Raw genomic sequence first — 16,358 nt, 5'->3', positions numbered from 1 at the left:
TCACTCCCCCTTGGCGGCGTTCATGGCGGCAGCGCCGGCCATGACCGAGACGACGATGTTCTGGTAGCCGGTGCAGCGGCAGATGTTGCCTTCGAGGCCATGACGGACATCGGCCTCCGTCAGGTCCGGCTTCTCGGTCGCGAGCGCGACAGCGGTCATCAGCATGCCGGGCGTGCAGAAACCGCATTGCAGGCCGTGATGCTCGCGAAACGCCTCTTGCATCGGATGCATCAGGTTCGAGCCCGCCGCGCCTTGTAGGCCTTCGATGGTGAGTAGCGTCTTGCCGTCGAGCGCTGGAGCCAGCAGCGTGCAGCTCTTCACCGGCAGGCCGTCGAGATGAACCACGCAGGCGCCGCACTGACTGGTATCGCAGCCGATATGGGTGCCGGTGAGGTTGAGTTGCTCGCGCAAGAGCTCGGCGACGAGCGTTGCCGGCTCGACCTCGACAGTGGTTGGCCGTCCGTTGAGTGTGAAGGATATCTGCACGGTCATGCTCCTTTGCGCGACGGGTCTTTAGGCAAGTGGAAGCGCGCTGCCGGTGGCCCATGTGGCCATCACGACGTCGCCGACGGTGAAGGGATCTGCGAAGAAGGTCTTTTCCGGCACATAGGCCACGAACTCGTCGTCCGGCACGGTGTCGAGCATCACCTTGACGAAATAGCCCTGGTATTCGATCGCGAGCACCCGGCTCGGCAACGATGTGGTGCAGCCCGGCGGCAGGTCCCTGCCCGGCCGAACCAGCGCGACATCGTCGCGGCGCACCGCGATATCGACCTTGTCGCCGACGTTGACGCTCGGGCGAGCCTGAAGCGGCACCTCGATGCCTGAGGGCCCCGCCTGCGCAAGCGTGAAGCTGGCGCCGTTGACCTTCTCGACGTGCCCCGACAGCACATTCTGCCCGCCCATGAACTGGGCGACATAACGGTCGTGCGGATGAGCGTAGACATCGCGCGCCGGCCCGGCCTGCTTGATCTGGCCCTGCTCCATCACCACGACGAGGTCGGCGAGTGCGATCGCCTCCAGCTGGGTATGGGTGACGTGGATGAAGGTGATGCCGAGCTCCTGCTGCATCCGCCTGAGCTCCTGCCGCATCTGGACGCGGAGCTGCTCATCGAGTGCCGATAGCGGCTCGTCGAGCAGCAGCACGCGCGGCTCGGTGATCGCGGCACGCGCCAGCGCCACCCGCTGTTGCTGGCCGCCGGAGAGCTGGGCCGGCAGGCGGTCGGAGAATTGCGTCAGCCGCACCTTCTCGATCATGGCGTCGGCCGAGCGCAGACGATCGGCCTTGGACATGCCGCGCACCCGCAGGGCGAAGGCGACGTTCTCGCGCACGGTGAGATGCGGGAACAGCGCATAGGACTGGAACATCATCGCCGTGCGCCGCTGCACCGGCGCGAGGCCGACGACGTTCTGGCCGCCAATGACGATCTCGCCCGCCGTCGGATCCTCATGGCCTGCAATCATGCGCAGGATCGTCGTCTTGCCGCAGCCGGAAGGGCCGATGAAGCAGCAATAGGCGCCGTCCGCGATCTTCAAATTAACGCCGTCAACCACGTTGGTGACGCCGTCGAAGCTCTTGCAGACACCCGCCAGTTCGATATCGCCGCGATCGTTTTTCATTCCTAGCCCTTTGCCCGGCTGCCGCGCTTCTTCTGGATCAGCACGATGGTGCCGAGGCTGGCGCCAATGACGACGAAGGAGACGATAGTGGTCACCGTTCCCAGCGCGTAGAGCGAGGGCGAGGTGACGTTCAGCGTCATGCTCCAGATCTCCAGCGGCAACGTATTGAGCGAGCCCGCGGTCTGTAGACTGCGCGCAAACTCGTCATAGGACAGCGTGAAGCCGAACAGCGCGACCGCGATCAGGCCGGGCGCCAGCACCGGGATCATCACCAGCCTGATCGACTGCCACCGGCTCGCGCCGAGATCGTAAGCCGCCTCTTCCCAGGCGTGATCGAAGCGCGACATCACCGCGAACATCACGAGGACGCCGAATGGCAACGTCCAGGACAGCTGCGCGCCGAGTGCCGAGGTGTACCAGCTCGCGTTAAGCCCGAGCGCCTGGAACAGAAGCCCCGTGCCGAGGCCGAGCACGAGACCGGGCGCGACCAGGCTGCCGATCATCATGTAGAAGACGAAGGTGTCGCCCCGGAAGCGCCTGCGGAAGCCGAGGCCGGCGAGGAACGAGACCACCACCGTGATGACGGTGACGATGGCCGCGAGCTTGATCGAACGGTCGAACGAGCCCTTGACGTCGCCGGTACGCACCTGGGTGAAGAGGTCGACGAACCAGTGCAGCGACTGCCCCTTCATCGGGAATACGAGCCCGCCACGGATATCCTGGAACGACAGGACGTAGATGCAGAACATCGGGCCGTAGAGCGCGATGACGTAAGACGTAAACAACGCCGCCAACACGTAGAACGTCCACGGCCTGCCGTCCTTGCTCGGCGCGATCGCCTTGATCGTCGCGGCCGCTGCCGGCTTGGAGATATCGGTTTTGGGCATGTCGGCGAGAACCGCGCTCATCGCGTGATCTCCTGCCTCATATCGACGGTACGCAGGATCAACGAGACGATGGCGACCAGCACCAGTGTCAGCAGCACGGCGCTCGCCGCCGCGGTCGGATATTGCAGCACGCCGACATCCTCGTAGAACGCACTCACCACCGAGGCCGAGCCGCCGCCGGACATCACCTTGACCACGAAGAAGTCGCCCATCACGATCGAGACCACGAAGATGGTGCCGAGCGCGATGCCGCTCTTGGACATCGGCACCACGATCAGGCGCATGATGTCGAAGCGGCTGGCGCCGGCGTCGATCGCAGCCTCGATCAGCTTCTTGTCGATCCTCGCCATGGAGTTGAAGATCGGCACGATCATGAAGATCGTGAGCTGGTGGACATAGGCGATGACCACCGCAAGGTCGGAGAACAACAGCACCTCGAGCGGCTGGCGGATCACGCCCGCTCCTAGCAGCGCCTGGTTGATCAAGCCTTCCTTGCCGAGCAGCGGAATCCAGGAAATCATCCGGATGATGTTCGAGGTCCAGAACGGAACGGTGCAGAGCAGGAACAGGCCGATCGCCAGCAACTGGTTGCGGACGTGAAACACCAGGAAATAGGCAACGAAGAAGCCGATGATCAGCGTGAAGATCCAGGCCAGGACCGTGAACTTGATCGTCGCCAGATAGAGCTTCAGTGTCAGCGCCGAGTGCAGCACCTCGACATAGCTTGCGAGCGTGAAGCCGGGGGTGAGCCCGCCAAAGCCGTCGGTGGCGAAGAAGCTCGCACCGAGCACGACCAGGATCGGCGCCACAAAGAACGGCACCAGCACCAGGACCAGCGGCGAGACGTAGAGCCAGCCGGCCAGATTGGATCGCGATGGAGTTGGACTTTGAATTGGATTTGGCTGCATGTCAGCGAACGCCTCGATGTCGATCTCACCCGCCGGCGCGTCGCCGCGCCGGCGCCTTTCGTCAGGGAAAGCAGGTTTCAGGCCACCTTGAAGTCGTTCCAGCGCTTGTTCATGTAGGCGGCCTCGTCCATCAGCGTGTTCCAACAGGAGATGTTCTTGACGCGGTCGAGGAACGAGCCGCCGTCACGCTTGGTGCCGGCCTTCTCCATCGCGACGCCGTAGGGATCGTTGACCACCTCCGGCGCGGGCTGGCCCTCGTACCAGAAGGCCCATTCGGCCGGCGTGAGGAATTTCTTCGCGGTCGAGGGCACCGGGCTGTAATAGCCGTAGCGCGCGACGAAGCCGCCCTGCCACCCCGAGAGGTACCAATTCAGATATTCATAGGCAGCATCGAGTTTCTTGCCGGAGAGATGCTTCATCAGGCCCATGCCGTTGCACCAGCCGCGGTAGCCTTCCTTGCCGTTCTTGACGTTGACAGGCGCGTAGACGCAGGGAATTTCCTTGACGCGGACAGCCGCGACGGCGGGCGACCACATCGACTGGATGACCACCTCGCCCGCCGCCATCAGCTGCACCGACTGGTCGAAGGTGGTCCAGGTCGCGCGGAACTGGCCCTGCTTCTTCAGCTCGATCAGCTTGTTGCAGGTGAAGTCGATCTCCTCCTTGGTCATGTTGCCCTTGTTGCCGTACTTGATCAGCCCGGCACTCTCGAAGCAGAGCGCGGCGTCCATGATGCCGATCGCGGGCACGTCGAGGATCGCGGCCTTGCCCTTGAACTTAGGATCGATCAGGTCCTTCCACTCGGTCACCTCATGGCCGACGAGGTCGGGGCGATAGCCGATGGAATCGGCGTTGTAGACCTGCGGCAGGAAGGTCGCCCATTCAGTGACGCCGTCATTGAGATCGGTCGCATCGGGCTTGGCGATGTACATGGCCTCATAGGGCGAGATGCCCTGGCGCGGGATCTTGTGACCGTCGATCTCGCCTTTGGTGAAGATCGGCAGGATGTTGTCGAACTCCTTGATCTTCTTGACCTCGATGCCCTGGATCACGGCGCGCTTGGCGGCGAGCTTGGCCTGCCAGCCCTCGAGATCGGCAATATCGACCGTATTAGGCTGGCTTATGAAGCGGTTGATGGCGGCGGAGGTGTCGAGGTTTTGCATTGTCACCTTGAAACCGAGATCCTTTGCCGCCTGGTCGCCGATCGCTTTCACTACCGAATAGGACACGCCGACATGGCGCAGCTCGATGTCCTTGATCTCCTGCGCCCAGATGGTCGGGAAACCGCGGATCGCATCCGCCCCCACTGTAGCGCCAGCAACTGCCGCCGCGCCCTTCAACAACGTGCGGCGGCTCAGCTCTTTCGCAGGCCTCGCCTCCGTTCCCGCCGGATCGGAAGTGAATGTCCCCTTAGCCTCATCAGACATGGCAACCCTCGTTGGTTACGATGAACGCCCGCACCGGTCGCCATTGACCGACTGCAGATGTGATCAGTTGCGCGTGAGGCTAGGGTCGGAATTTTGCGAAGTAAAATTGGAAGTAAAAATTTGCGACATAAGCGCCACTAATGGCTCAACCCTCTGCACTTCGTCGCGGCAGGCGGCTCAGGAAGGCAGCAGGGCATAAGTACCGGTCGCTATGACGAGATAATTGTCTGGTCTTTCGTTTTGGCGAACTGTTCGAGGTCTGAGCCTGCCTTTCGAAGAAGCTCCTCGCTCTTACCTGATCAACGACGCAGCGCGATGCGCCGCAAGGGATGACTTTGGGCCTCCGCAACTGAACCTGCTGATCAACGCTTGGTAGTTCGAAGGTCCTCCGAAGGATTGGCTATGCTCGTTCGCCGACGGCCCACGCCAGTTTCAGCAAGTCTGCTCACGTTGGTCGTGGCAAGCTTTTCCTGGATTTCCCCCTGCACACGTCGTGCACACGCCGCCTTCTAACTATTTGAAAGACCTAAACTCTCGCTCCAGTCCATCATGGGTGCCGCAAGACCCGCTATGTGGCCGAGACATTCCGACGGCGCAAGGACGGCGAAAAATGGGCGCCGGCCGCCCGCGCGAAGATCCGGATCGTCCTTCAGCCTTTTCGGATTTTTCCCGCCAGTCGGTCAGCGATTTCCCCGATCTCTCTCGCTCCACCCGGAACGAGGAAGATGACAAGAAACAGCAAGGCTCCGAATACTGCGCCGGACAGACCTTTTGAGATCGCTTCAGCCATGTTGGGCACGAAGATGATGAAGGCCGCACCGACGAACGAGCCGGGCAGCCAGCCGACGCCGCCGACGACCATGCCAAGGAACAGTGATATCGCGAGCACAATTGTGTAACTGTCTGGCGCAACGAATTGAACAGCGATTGCGCCCAACCCACCGGCGACACCGGTGATCCCCGCAGAAACACCGAATGCGAGCGTTTTGTAGAGCGCGACGTTGACGCCCATGGCGGAGGCCGCGATTTCGTTATCGCGGATCGCCAAGAAGGCGCGACCTGAACGCGAGCGCAACAGGTTGACCGAGAAGATATAGATGGTGAGCGTCACGATGAGCGTGAAGTAGTAGAGCCACATGTCCTGCGACATCGGCAGGCCGAACGGGGCGTCCGGCTTGGTGACCACGAGACCCTGCACGCCTCCGGTCCACTGCTCCAGAACGAGTTTTAGGAGCTGCGGCATCGCGGTGGCAAGCGCGAAGGTAGCGAGCGCCAGGTACACGCCGGAGAGCCGAAGCGCCGGCTGGCCGAAAAGGAAGCCGATCCCGAAGCAGAGTATGCCTGCGGCAGGCAAACTGAGCGCATAGCCAATATTTAGGTGCTCCATCATCATGGCCGTGCCGTAAGCGCCGATGGCGTAGAACGCACTCTGGCCTAACGAGAACTGGCCGGAGCCCCCCGTTAGAATGTTGAGCGCCAGAACCGCAAGCCCGTAAATGAGCAGCATTGTCATCTGAAAGACGACAAAGTTCTTAGCGAACGGCGGCACGATCAATAGAATCAGCAACGCCAGGATGGAGATTCCTGTCGTGCGCGCGCTTGCTCGTGTTGGCGACACTTGGAGAATCGCTGATTTATCTTCATCAATTCTTTCGACGGCGCCCATAATTAGACTCGCTTCACTATTTCCCGGCCGAACAGGCCAGCGGGTTTGACGACCAGGACGGCGATGATCAGCGCGAGCGCGATCGGGAGTTTCAGCTCGTTGCCGACGCCGGGAATGTAGGTGCCGGCGAGGTTCTCGAAGACGCCGACCAGGAAGCCGCCGACCACCGCGCCGAACGGGCTCGACAGCCCGCCGAGCACCGCGGCGGCGAAGCCGTAGATCAGGACGCCGCCCATCATGTTGGGCTCGAGGAACACGACAGGAGCGATCAGCATGCCGGCGATCGAGCCGATCGCGGTGGCCATGCCCCAGCCGAGCGCAATCATCCAGCTCGTGTTGATGCCGACCAGGCGAGCCGATTCAGGCACCGAGGCGGCCGCGCGCATGGCAAGACCGATCCGCGTGTACTGGAAGAAGAAGTAGAGCCCGAGCAGCAGCAGCACCGTGACGCCGATCATGCCGGCCTGGTGGGTCGAGATCAGCTGGCTGCCCAGGAACGGCGCAGAACCGAACGGACTAGGGTACTCCTTGATCGTGAAGTCCCAGATCAGGCCGGCCGAGGAGTTGATGATCGCAAACAGCGCGATGAAGCCGGCGACATTGGTCAGCACCGGTGCCTTGGCGAGCGGCTTGAACAGGATGCGCTCGATCGCGATGCCGGCGACAAAGGAGAATGCCAGCGTGATGATGAAGGCGGCCCAATAGGACACGCCCCATTGCATCAGCTGCCAGGAGATGAAGGTCGAGAACATCGCCATCTCGCCTTGCGCGAAGTTGAGATGGTCGATGGCCTGGTAGATCATGACCACGGCGAGCGCCATGCAGGCATAGATCGCGCCCGTGGCGATGCCGGCCAGGACCTGGTTGGTGAACAGCTCCATTGTCCCGGCTCCCTCAGTAACCCAGATAGGATTTGCGGATTTCTTCGTTGTTCGCGATGTCCTTGGCCTTGCCCGACATCACGATGCGGCCGGTCTCGATCACATAGGCCTGGTCGGCCAGCTCGAGCGCGAGCTGGGCGTTCTGCTCGACCACCAGGATCGACACCTTGTCCTCGCGGTTGATCTTGCCGAGGATGCCGAACAGGTCGCGCACCACCAGCGGCGCAAGGCCGAAGGACGGCTCGTCGAGCAGCATCAGCCGCGGCCGCAGCATCAGCGCGCGGGCGACCGCGAGCATCTGCTGCTCGCCGCCGGACAGCGTGCCGGCCTGCTGGGTGTGGCGCTGCTTCAAGACCGGGAAATGCGCGTACATGCGCTCGATGTCGGAGACGATGCCGGCGCTGTCCTTGCGGGTGATGGCCCCGAGCTGGAGGTTCTCCTCCACCGTCATGGTGGTGAAGGTGCCGCGGCCCTGCGGCACATGAGCGATGCCGTACCGCACGATGCTCTCGGTGGAGCGGTCGTTCAGCGGCTTGCCGTCGAACTCGATGCCGCCGGTCGAGCGCACCATGTTGCAGATCGCGCGCAGCGTGGTGGTCTTGCCGGCGCCGTTGGCCCCGAGCAGCGTCACGAGCGAGCCCTCGTTGAGCGAGAAGGACAGGCCATGGAGCGCCTGGACCTGACCGTAATAGGCGCGCAGGTCCTTGACGTTGAGCAGCGTCGTCATTGGTCCTTGCTCCCGAGATAGGCCTTGATGACGTCGGGGTCGGCCTGCACCTGGGCGGGCGTGCCTTCCGCGAGCTTCTTGCCGAAGTTCAGCGCGACGACATGGTCGGCGATCGACATCACGAGGCCCATGTGGTGCTCGACCAGCAGCACGGTCATGTGACGCTCGTCGCGGATGCGGCGAATGAGGTCCCCGAGCACATAGACTTCCTCATGGTTGAGGCCGCCGGCCGGCTCGTCGAGCAGCAGGATCTTCGGATCGGCCGCCAGCGCGCGCGCCAGCTCGACGCGCTTCTGCGTGCCGAAGGGCAGGCCTGACACGACGGTGTGGGCGACGTCCTCGAGATCGAGATAGGCGAGGATCTCGTGCACCTTCTTGTTGACGCTGGTCTCGCTGCGCCGGACCCAGGCAAGCTTCAGGGAGTCGCTGATGATGTCGCTGGAGGTCTTCGAATGGGCGCCGACGCGGACGTTGTCCATCACCGACAGGTTCGGAAACAGCGCGACGTTCTGGAAGGTGCGGCCGATGCCGATCTCGGCGATCCGGTGCGGCGGCCGCGTCAGGATGCTCGCGCCTTCCATCAGGATGTCGCCGGACGACGGCTGATAAAGCCGCGAGAGGCAGTTGAACAGCGTGGTCTTGCCGGCGCCGTTGGGGCCGATCAAGCCGAGGATCTGGCCCTTGTGCATGTCAAAGGACACGCCGTTGAGCGCGATGATGCCGCCGAACACGACGCTCTTTCAACGGACGGATCATCTCAACCCCAATGCACAACGCGCGGATGCACCAAGTCGTGAAGAATGACAACGCTCACAGACGCGCCCGTCGTTCTATCAATGATCCGCTCGCTCCAACTCCGGTATCGTGCTTCGCGCACGCACTCGTACGAGACGAGCAACTGCACGCAAGGTCGATCCATCCTCAAGATGGAGCCGCTCTTTCGCAGATATGCGCTATTTGACCGAGCGATCAGCATCGTGACGGCACCAAATCGGCTTCTTGCGATTGGTGAACTGGGCAAGACGTCGAAGCCACACGTATGTGAGAAATGGCATGCCACCGTTGACCAACTGCTACGGCGCACGAGACGCTCAGGTCACTCGCGAACAACCCGGATCACGTAATTTCTTTGGCGCAAGCGCGACAGAATGCTGGCGGGGAATGACCTCGCCAACTTCTGGACTCCGAAGCAAGAAAGGCCGCTTTTCGTAATGACCGTATCGAAGACTTCCCAACGCATACTTCTCGGTATGATTGTCGGCGTTGCTTACCTCGCAAGCGCACTGCAAGATCAACGATCAAGGTGGCATCAACGGACGCAAAATCACGTTCATATCCTACGATGATGCCTACAGCCCTCCAAAAGCCGTCGAGCAAGCAAGGAAATTGATCGAGAGTGACGACGTCGTAGCCATTTTCGGTGCATTGGGCACAGCGTCCAACGCAGCGATAATTTCCTCGTGATGCAGGATCCATGGTGACGCGCGCGCTGCGGCTCTAACATCTGGACTGCGGCATCAAGGGCAACGGCGTCTCGGATGCGCCCAGATACCAGCCGCCGGCAGATTTCGCCAGGGCGGCACGAACGGTACGATAATCACGTGCTGGACAATCTGTCCGCCATATCGCGAAGCACAAACTTCTGGATCTTACCCGTCGCTGTCATTGGCATGGTTTCGACGATCTCCAGGCGCTCGGGCCAGTAGGACCTGGCCACACCCGACTCCTTCAAGAAGTCCCGCAGTTCGGTAAATGCCAGAGAGCACCCGGGCTTGAGAACGACGAAAGCACAGGGACGCTCACCGAGACGGGCGTCCTTCATTGCTACAATCGCGACTTGCCGGACCCCGGGGTGTCGATAAAGGACGTTCTCGATCTCAACTACAGGAATGTTTTCGCCGCCGCGAATTACGACATCCTTTAATCGACCTGTGATGGTGACGTAACCGTCTTGATCCAAACGCGCGAGATCGCCTGTTTCGAACCAGCCGTCCTCGTCCACGTTGTAGAGTTCCGGACGCTTTAGGTACCCCACAAACGTGCTGGTACCTCGCGTCATCAGGCGACCTGCAGTACCTGAAGGCAATTCGTGGCCCTGTTCGTCGACAACTCGCAACTGCAAACCGACGGTCGGATAGCCATCCGTCTCGTAGACCTTCTGCTCATGATCGTCAGGGCGCGTTGCGCTGACGAGAATATTCTCCGTCATTCCATAGGCCGACAGAACTCGAAAGCCTGCGTCTTCACGCGCGCGCTTGACAAGAGCACGCGGAATCGGAGCGCCTGCAGACAGAAATCCGGTCAACGGACCTGCACCACCGTTCCTTGTGCATTCTTCGACCAGGTCTGCCAAGAACGGCGTAGCACCCGTTGCAAACGTGACTCGGTTTTCTCGGATACGTTCGGGTGCGACCTGTGGATTCCAGACATCCTGTAGGACCGCCGGAGAACCGAGCACAATCGGCGCAATAACCCCGATGATGAAACCGAGCTGATGGGCGAGCGGCGTCGGGCAAAAGATCGGATCTGACTTGGTGAGCCCGAGCCTATCAATCGAGGGAAGTACGTTGCTCATCAGGGTTCTTGTCGTATGCTGAACCCCCTTTGGCTCGCCGGTGGTCCCCGAGGTATACAGCAGTTGCACCACATCGTCTGGCGAGGGGCGTCGTTCGGCAAATAATGGGAGAGCCTCTGCTGCTCCGCCAAGCAGAACCTGTTCGAAGCTGTTGGGGCCCTTCCCTCCTACTACCACCACGTGGCGCAAAGCCGGGAGGCTTGGTCTGACTCGTTGAATCAACTCCTCATGATCCGTGTCGCGGAACAGCTTCGGAATGATGACGACCTTCGACTCCGCAAGCCGAAGCATGAACGATAGCTCGCGCTCTCGAAAGATCGGCATCAGAGGATTGGTCACCGCTCCTATTCTCAGGCAGGCGAGATGAACGGCAATCAGATGCCACCAATTCGGTAGCTGCACGGATACAACATCTCCGCGCTCTATCCCGAGCCGAGTAAGGCCCGCCGCGATACGACCGACGCGCGCTCGCAGATCAGCGAATGTTAGCGTCAGTCGCGCCCCATCGCGATACCAGTGATGGACAATCGCGATATCGTCGCCGCTCTCATCCGCGACGAGATCCAAATAGTCCGTCAGAAGACGCTCATTCCATCCTGCGAGCCGATCAGATGAACACCGCTCTCGCCCGACAGTCGCCGCGCCCATACCGCCTCCCCTTTTCGTCCGTTCTTCGACTAGGGCGGCTAGGTCGGGCCGCCGGCCGCCCTACCGCCGTCAGCTAATCATTTCTCGTTGAGAATCGGCCCAAAGATTTCCCAACTCTCTCCGTTGAATCTCGTTAGCTGCGACTGCTGGATCGGGCTGTAATCCTCTGGACCCGTATCCACCTTGATTCCCGGTAAGAGCAGTCCGAGCTCTACACCCTTCAAGTTCGCGGCCTGCGCCATGATGTTCTCCCGCGTGAGATTGTCGCCGCACTGCTTCAGTGTCTGAACTAGAATCTGAGCTTCAAGGTAACCATAGACTGATTGGTCATTCAGGCTCTCTGCCGGAAGATGCTTAGCCATGAATGTCTTGAATTCTTGCATTCCTGGATCGCTGTTCCACGCTGGATCAGCGGGATCCTTGCGATAGGCCGCCGAGATAATGCCCTTGGCATTCTCCAGGCCTGCTGGCTTCAGGACCGTGTCAACCGCAATGGACGTGTTCGTGAGATACATGGCTGGCTTCCAGCCCAGCTCTGCGACCGACTTTATGGTCTGCGTCGCAAACTTGGTGATCGCGGCGATAACCAGTGTATCGGCACCGGACGCTTTGAGATTGACGATAGCTGACGCAATTGTTGGAGAGGAGACCTCGAACGACGCCTCGGCCACCAACTGCGTCTTCGCGCCGTCGCCAAGTCCCTGTTTGATTCCAGCAAGAAAATCCCGTCCGAGGTCGTCGTTCTGATAGATGATAGCGACCTTGGCGGGATGCTCCTGGGAGCGAATATGCTGACCGTAGATGTCGGCTTCCGTGTGATAGTTTGGCTGCCAACCGATCGTCCACGGAAAGCGCTTCGGGTCAGCGAATCTTTGCGCTCCTGATCCCACGAACAGTTGCGGCACCTTCTGGCGATTCATGTACGCCTGAATCGCCGAGTTTGACGCCGTCCCGATGGTACCGAATAATGCCAGGACTTCGTCGCTATCGATCAGCTTCCGGGCCTGTTCTACCGCTTTTGGCGGACTATATGCGTCATCATAAGAGATGAAGTTGATCTTGCGCCCGTTGATTCCACCACTCTCGTTGATCATCTTGAAGTAGGCGGCCTCTGTCTTCGCGATCAGGCTGTAGGCCGAGGCGGGTCCGCTATATGGCGCGATATTGCCGATCTTGATCTCGGTATCGGTAACGCCAGGCCCATACGATTTTTCGGCAGCGAACGCCGCCGACGCCATCCCAGCCACGAGCAGGAGAACGCATAGCGGTCGCGCAACTCGAGCGATCTTTCCCTTCAAAGCGCGTTTGACGTCAATAGTTCCGCGCACGGATGCCCCGATCTGAATTCCGTCGGACAGCGCACTATTCATCAGCATCTTCTTCTCTTCCTGGCTGCTAGATCATCGCATCGTGGCGCGATGGATTAGATGGAATAGGCGAGTTCAACGCCCTGCCTGATCGCGCGCATCGCGTCCAACTCTACCGCATGCTCGGCACCGCCGATGAGGTGCGGCTTGATCCCAAGACCGGTCAAATCGTCCATCAATGCAACGTTCGGCTCCTGCCCCGCGCAGATGACAACGTGATCGACCTCCAACAGGTGAGCTACGCCGTCGACGCTGTAGTGCAGTCCCTGCTCAGAGATCCTCTCGTAACTTACGCCGGCAACGATCTCGACATCTTTGTCTCGAAGCTGATTGCGCAGAATCCATCCGGTCGAAACACCGAGGCGGCTACCGGGACGTTCGCGACGACGCTGGAGAAGGGTGACCTTTCGAGGCGACTGGCGCTTGGTCGGTGGCTTCAATCCACCCGGACTATGTATTGTGGTGTCGACGCCATACTCGTCGAGAAACGCTTGCGTGGTCTGCTCGACGTCCGCAGCTCGGGTCAGCATTTCCGCTACATCGTATCCAATTCCACCGGTACCGATGATCGCGACCCGCTTCCCGATATCGACGTGACCGAGAATCGCGTCGGCATAACTGACGACGTTCGGGCGATTGATTCCTTCGATTGCGGGGAGTCGGGCCGATATTCCTGTCGCAAGAACAATCTGGTCGAATCTTCCTTTGGCAAGCGACTTGGCAGTCGCGCGAGTGCCGAGTTGGACCTCGACGCCGAGCAATTCGAGCTGCCGTCTGAAGTAGCGCAGCAATTCATTGAATTCTCCCTTCGCGGGAATCCGCCGTGCGAGAAGCATTTGTCCGCCGATTTCGCTCTGTTCTTCAAACAGAACGACGCGATGACCGCGTGCAGCCGCTGCAGTCGCCGCTGCCAAGCCGGCAGGCCCTGAGCCAACGACGGCTATTCGAGATGGCGTCGCTAATGGCTTGTTGGCATAGTCGATTTCGTACCCGGCAATAGGATTAACCAGGCACGTCGCGACCCTCTCCGAAAAGATGAAGTCAAGACAGGCCTGATTGCACGCGATGCAGGTGTTGATCTCGTCCGAGCGACTTTCTTCGACTTTCCTGACAAATTCTGGATCCGCCAGCAACGGCCTGGCCATTGAGACAAAATCGCATGCCCCATCCGACAGAAGCTCCTCCGCGAGCTCGGGCGTATTGAGGCGATTTGAAGCCACAACAGGGATGGAAACGGCACCGCGCAGTCGCTTTACCGCAAACGAAAATGCGGCGCGCGGGACGCTATATGCGATGGTCGGGACGCGGGCTTCATGCCAGCCGATCCCGGTATTCAGGACATCGGCGCCCGCGGCCTCTATCGCTTGCGCTTGCGCGTCGATCTCGTCCGCGGTCAGCCCCCCCTCGACAAGATCGACTGCGGAGATGCGATACATGATCAGGAAAGAGAACCCGAGCTTTTTCCGAATTCGCTTCACGATTTCGACCGGAAATCGCACCCGGTTTTCCAGCGAACCGCCCCAGCGATCGTGTCGATCATTGGTTCGCAGAGCGGTGAATTGGTTGATCAAGTAGCCCTCAGAGCCCATGATCTCGACACCGTCGTAGCCAGCCGCCGCGGCCAGTCGAGCGCAATCGACGAACGCTTCGATCGTCTCTTCGATCTCAGTTTCCGAAAGCGCTCTGGGCGTACGAGGATTAATCGGAGAGCGGATTTCGGAGGCGCCCACGATCCTGTCGTGCTTGGCATATCGTCCGGCATGCAAAACCTGAAGCAGGATCTTGCTCCCGTGTCGATGAACCTGATCGACAATCGCGGTATGAGGCTCCAGCTTTTGGGAGCCGTCGAGGATTGGCCCCCCTTCCTCCAACCTGCCCGCCTCGCTCGGGGCAAAGCCGCCCGTAATCACAAGGGCGACTCCCCCTGCCGCCCGGGCGGCATAGAACGCCGCCTGGCGTTCGACCGGCTTAGAGGCGTGCTCCAGGCGCGTATGCATGGACCCCATGATGACGCGATTTCGGAGGGTATGTGCTCCGACACGCATCGGTGAAAGAAGCGTTGGAAATCGTGAGCCACCTCTCGCCGGTGATTGCATGCATCCTCCTCCCATCTGACAAACCTTCGATCAATCGGACGGGACGCGCAAACAATCTGTGCCTGATCGGCCGGATCGCGCTGTAGTCCGCACATATGTGCTGAGTAACTGCGTAATCTTGACGCAAAGCCAGCACGGCAATTCAGGCCGCCGAGATGCCGCCATTCACGCTTATGGCTTGCCCTGTAATCTTCGATCCGAAAGGGCTCGACAAAAACACCGCCATTGGCGCGACGTCTTCCGGGACCGGAACTCCCAGCTTGGCTTTCGCCGAAGCCTTTTCGAAGATCTTGCGGCTTGCCTCGCCCGACATGATACGGTCGTACGATTTTGTGTTAGCGACCAAGGAGGGGGTCAGCACGTTTACCCGAATTCCTTGCCTCGAGACCTCGAGGGCAAGCGTTCGCACAAACATAATGACCGCAGCCTTCATTGCTCCAATTATTGACTCGGCAGGAGTGGCGATCTTCCCCGCGTCGGATGCAATGGCAACTATGGACCCGCCCGAAGCCATCATTGGAATCGCTCGCCGGCAGCAGGTGACAAAGCTGGTGAAGTGACCATCGATCTGCTCGCGATACGTAGCTGGATCGATCCTTGTAAAGAATTCAGGCCTTACTTGAGCGCCACCGCAGTGGACTAGGATATCTATACGTCCGATCCGCCGCTCGATCTCATCGAACATGGCCTCCTGCTGCTCGGGCACGTTCAAGTCCGCCTGAAGAAACAAGAACTCTGTTCGAGGGAACCTTACTGCCAATTCATCGCGGACTTGTGCACCGACTTCGGCGTTACGGCCGTTCAGAGCAACGATCTCCGCTCCCGACTCTGCGAGTAGACGAGCTGTCTCTCTGCCGATACCGGAAGTCGACGCCGTGACCAGCGCGATCTTCGAGTTGAACATCTGACTGAGCATACCCACTCCGCTGTCTGTGAAGGCATGGCTTTCTCAGAACAGCAAACTGACCTTGTCTCAACGCTTCCCCCGGCAATGTCACATATGTGCGATCGGCCCGCGTTGGCTTGACGATTGTCCAACGAGACATGTCCCTCTGACGCGTGGAGCATCGGCCTGACGCCGTCGAACAGTAGTGGGAGCAGTCACTTGAGCTTGACCGAGGATCAGCAATGGCTGAACGTTCGCCTGAGGCGGAATCACTTCTGTAAGTGGCTGGATCTCCGCGTGATCAGGGCTGCCGACGGTGAAATTGACATCTTCGCGCCGTGGCGCGAGGAGATTGTGTCAAATCCGGACCTTCGGTTCACCCACGGCGGCGTGCTCGCAACATTGGTAGATACAGCGGCGAGTTTTGCTATTGCGACCCGTCTTGGGCGGCCTCCTCAGACCATCGATATGCGGGTTGACTATCACGCTATGGCACAGTCCGGCGACCTTGTCGCTCGCGGCAAGATCCTGCGTCTGGGACGTACGATCGGCAGCGCGGAAGCCGCCATCTTCGATACGGCCAATAGGATGGTATCGAGCGGCAGGGCGACATTTCTCGTCGTTGAATCCAAGCCGTCGGCTACTAACGCAGCAGGCACCGGTTAACTCG

14 protein-coding genes and 1 pseudogene are annotated in these 16,358 nt (G+C 60.3%); 2 read left to right on the top strand and 13 right to left on the bottom strand.

Annotated elements, in window-relative coordinates; all coding sequences use genetic code 11:
• From IVB26_RS17090 to IVB26_RS17050, 9 genes are all read right to left on the bottom strand, one after another.
• On the bottom strand, positions 1-492 hold the full coding sequence (locus IVB26_RS17090; protein ID WP_246918355.1) for a (2Fe-2S)-binding protein: 492 nt from the start codon (positions 490-492) through the stop codon (positions 1-3).
• Between the two features lie 21 nt (positions 493-513).
• Positions 514-1,620 (bottom strand): ABC transporter ATP-binding protein, encoded by a 1,107-nt coding sequence (locus IVB26_RS17085; RefSeq protein ID WP_247972715.1) that lies wholly within the window; start codon positions 1,618-1,620, stop codon positions 514-516.
• A 2-nt stretch (positions 1,621-1,622) separates the two neighbouring features.
• A complete protein-coding gene (locus IVB26_RS17080) occupies positions 1,623-2,528 on the bottom strand; it encodes an ABC transporter permease (RefSeq protein ID WP_247972714.1) in 906 nt (301 codons plus the stop codon).
• Complete coding sequence (locus IVB26_RS17075) at positions 2,525-3,415, bottom strand: ABC transporter permease (RefSeq protein ID WP_247972713.1); 891 nt, start codon at positions 3,413-3,415, stop codon at positions 2,525-2,527. Before IVB26_RS17075 ends, IVB26_RS17080 begins: the two co-directional genes overlap by 4 nt.
• Positions 3,416-3,492: 77 nt before the next feature.
• Complete coding sequence (locus tag IVB26_RS17070) at positions 3,493-4,842, bottom strand: ABC transporter substrate-binding protein (protein WP_247972712.1); 1,350 nt, start codon at positions 4,840-4,842, stop codon at positions 3,493-3,495.
• A 649-nt stretch (positions 4,843-5,491) separates the two neighbouring features.
• A complete protein-coding gene (locus IVB26_RS17065) occupies positions 5,492-6,508 on the bottom strand; it encodes a branched-chain amino acid ABC transporter permease (protein WP_247972711.1) in 1,017 nt (338 codons plus the stop codon).
• 2 nt (positions 6,509-6,510) lie between these two features.
• A complete protein-coding gene (locus IVB26_RS17060) occupies positions 6,511-7,389 on the bottom strand; it encodes a branched-chain amino acid ABC transporter permease (protein ID WP_247972710.1) in 879 nt (292 codons plus the stop codon).
• Positions 7,390-7,402: 13 nt separating this feature from the next.
• Entirely contained in the window at positions 7,403-8,116 is a 714-nt protein-coding gene (locus tag IVB26_RS17055) for an ABC transporter ATP-binding protein (RefSeq protein WP_247972709.1), read from the bottom strand.
• Entirely contained in the window at positions 8,113-8,847 is a 735-nt protein-coding gene (locus IVB26_RS17050) for an ABC transporter ATP-binding protein (RefSeq protein WP_346732877.1), read from the bottom strand. The genes IVB26_RS17055 and IVB26_RS17050 overlap by 4 nt, the downstream gene beginning before the upstream one ends.
• A gap of 556 nt (positions 8,848-9,403) precedes the next feature.
• Here IVB26_RS17050 and IVB26_RS17045 point away from each other — a divergent pair.
• Positions 9,404-9,568: pseudogene (locus IVB26_RS17045) on the top strand (ABC transporter substrate-binding protein); the annotation flags it as partial.
• Positions 9,569-9,713: 145 nt separating this feature from the next.
• Here IVB26_RS17045 and IVB26_RS17040 read toward each other — a convergent pair.
• The 4 genes from IVB26_RS17040 to IVB26_RS17025 form a co-directional block, all read right to left on the bottom strand.
• A complete protein-coding gene (locus IVB26_RS17040; RefSeq protein WP_247972708.1) occupies positions 9,714-11,339 on the bottom strand; it encodes an AMP-binding protein in 1,626 nt (541 codons plus the stop codon).
• A 77-nt stretch (positions 11,340-11,416) separates the two neighbouring features.
• Positions 11,417-12,577 carry an ABC transporter substrate-binding protein gene (locus tag IVB26_RS17035; RefSeq protein WP_247973192.1) on the bottom strand — a complete coding sequence of 387 codons (1,161 nt, stop codon included), beginning with the start codon at positions 12,575-12,577 and terminating at the stop codon, positions 11,417-11,419.
• A 185-nt stretch (positions 12,578-12,762) separates the two neighbouring features.
• Positions 12,763-14,703, bottom strand: a complete 1,941-nt coding sequence (locus tag IVB26_RS17030; RefSeq protein ID WP_276578732.1) for an NADPH-dependent 2,4-dienoyl-CoA reductase — start codon at positions 14,701-14,703, stop codon at positions 12,763-12,765.
• A 241-nt stretch (positions 14,704-14,944) separates the two neighbouring features.
• Positions 14,945-15,718, bottom strand: coding sequence for an SDR family NAD(P)-dependent oxidoreductase (locus IVB26_RS17025; protein WP_247972706.1), 774 nt, complete (start codon positions 15,716-15,718; stop codon positions 14,945-14,947).
• A 189-nt stretch (positions 15,719-15,907) separates the two neighbouring features.
• Between IVB26_RS17025 and IVB26_RS17020 the strand changes: the two genes are divergently transcribed.
• Positions 15,908-16,354 (top strand): PaaI family thioesterase, encoded by a 447-nt coding sequence (locus tag IVB26_RS17020; RefSeq protein WP_247972705.1) that lies wholly within the window; start codon positions 15,908-15,910, stop codon positions 16,352-16,354.
• Positions 16,355-16,358 lie beyond the last annotated feature (4 nt).

The sequence above is a fragment of the Bradyrhizobium sp. 195 genome, assembly GCF_023101665.1.
Classification (GTDB): Bacteria; Pseudomonadota; Alphaproteobacteria; order Rhizobiales; family Xanthobacteraceae; genus Bradyrhizobium.
The sequence above is the reverse complement of the archived record's forward strand: the minus strand, read 5'-3'. Positions and strand labels throughout refer to the sequence as shown.

Bases quoted from the DNA above. Each gene is read 5' to 3' on its own strand.
- IVB26_RS17080 (WP_247972714.1), bottom strand. From the start codon at position 2,528: ATGAGCGCGGTTCTCGCCGACATGCCCAAAACCGATATCTCCAAGCCG.
- IVB26_RS17065 (WP_247972711.1), bottom strand. From the start codon at position 6,508: ATGGGCGCCGTCGAAAGAATTGATGAAGATAAATCAGCGATTCTCCAA.
- IVB26_RS17025 (WP_247972706.1), bottom strand. From the start codon at position 15,718: ATGCTCAGTCAGATGTTCAACTCGAAGATCGCGCTGGTCACGGCGTCG.
- IVB26_RS17070 (WP_247972712.1), bottom strand. From the start codon at position 4,842: ATGTCTGATGAGGCTAAGGGGACATTCACTTCCGATCCGGCGGGAACG.
- IVB26_RS17035 (WP_247973192.1), bottom strand. From the start codon at position 12,577: ATGGCGTCGGCGGCGTTCGCTGCCGAAAAATCGTATGGGCCTGGCGTT.
- IVB26_RS17060 (WP_247972710.1), bottom strand. From the start codon at position 7,389: ATGGAGCTGTTCACCAACCAGGTCCTGGCCGGCATCGCCACGGGCGCG.
- IVB26_RS17030 (WP_276578732.1), bottom strand. From the start codon at position 14,703: ATGCATACGCGCCTGGAGCACGCCTCTAAGCCGGTCGAACGCCAGGCG.
- IVB26_RS17085 (WP_247972715.1), bottom strand. From the start codon at position 1,620: ATGAAAAACGATCGCGGCGATATCGAACTGGCGGGTGTCTGCAAGAGC.
- IVB26_RS17055 (WP_247972709.1), bottom strand. From the start codon at position 8,116: ATGACGACGCTGCTCAACGTCAAGGACCTGCGCGCCTATTACGGTCAG.
- IVB26_RS17090 (WP_246918355.1), bottom strand. From the start codon at position 492: ATGACCGTGCAGATATCCTTCACACTCAACGGACGGCCAACCACTGTC.
- IVB26_RS17040 (WP_247972708.1), bottom strand. From the start codon at position 11,339: ATGGGCGCGGCGACTGTCGGGCGAGAGCGGTGTTCATCTGATCGGCTC.
- IVB26_RS17075 (WP_247972713.1), bottom strand. From the start codon at position 3,415: ATGCAGCCAAATCCAATTCAAAGTCCAACTCCATCGCGATCCAATCTG.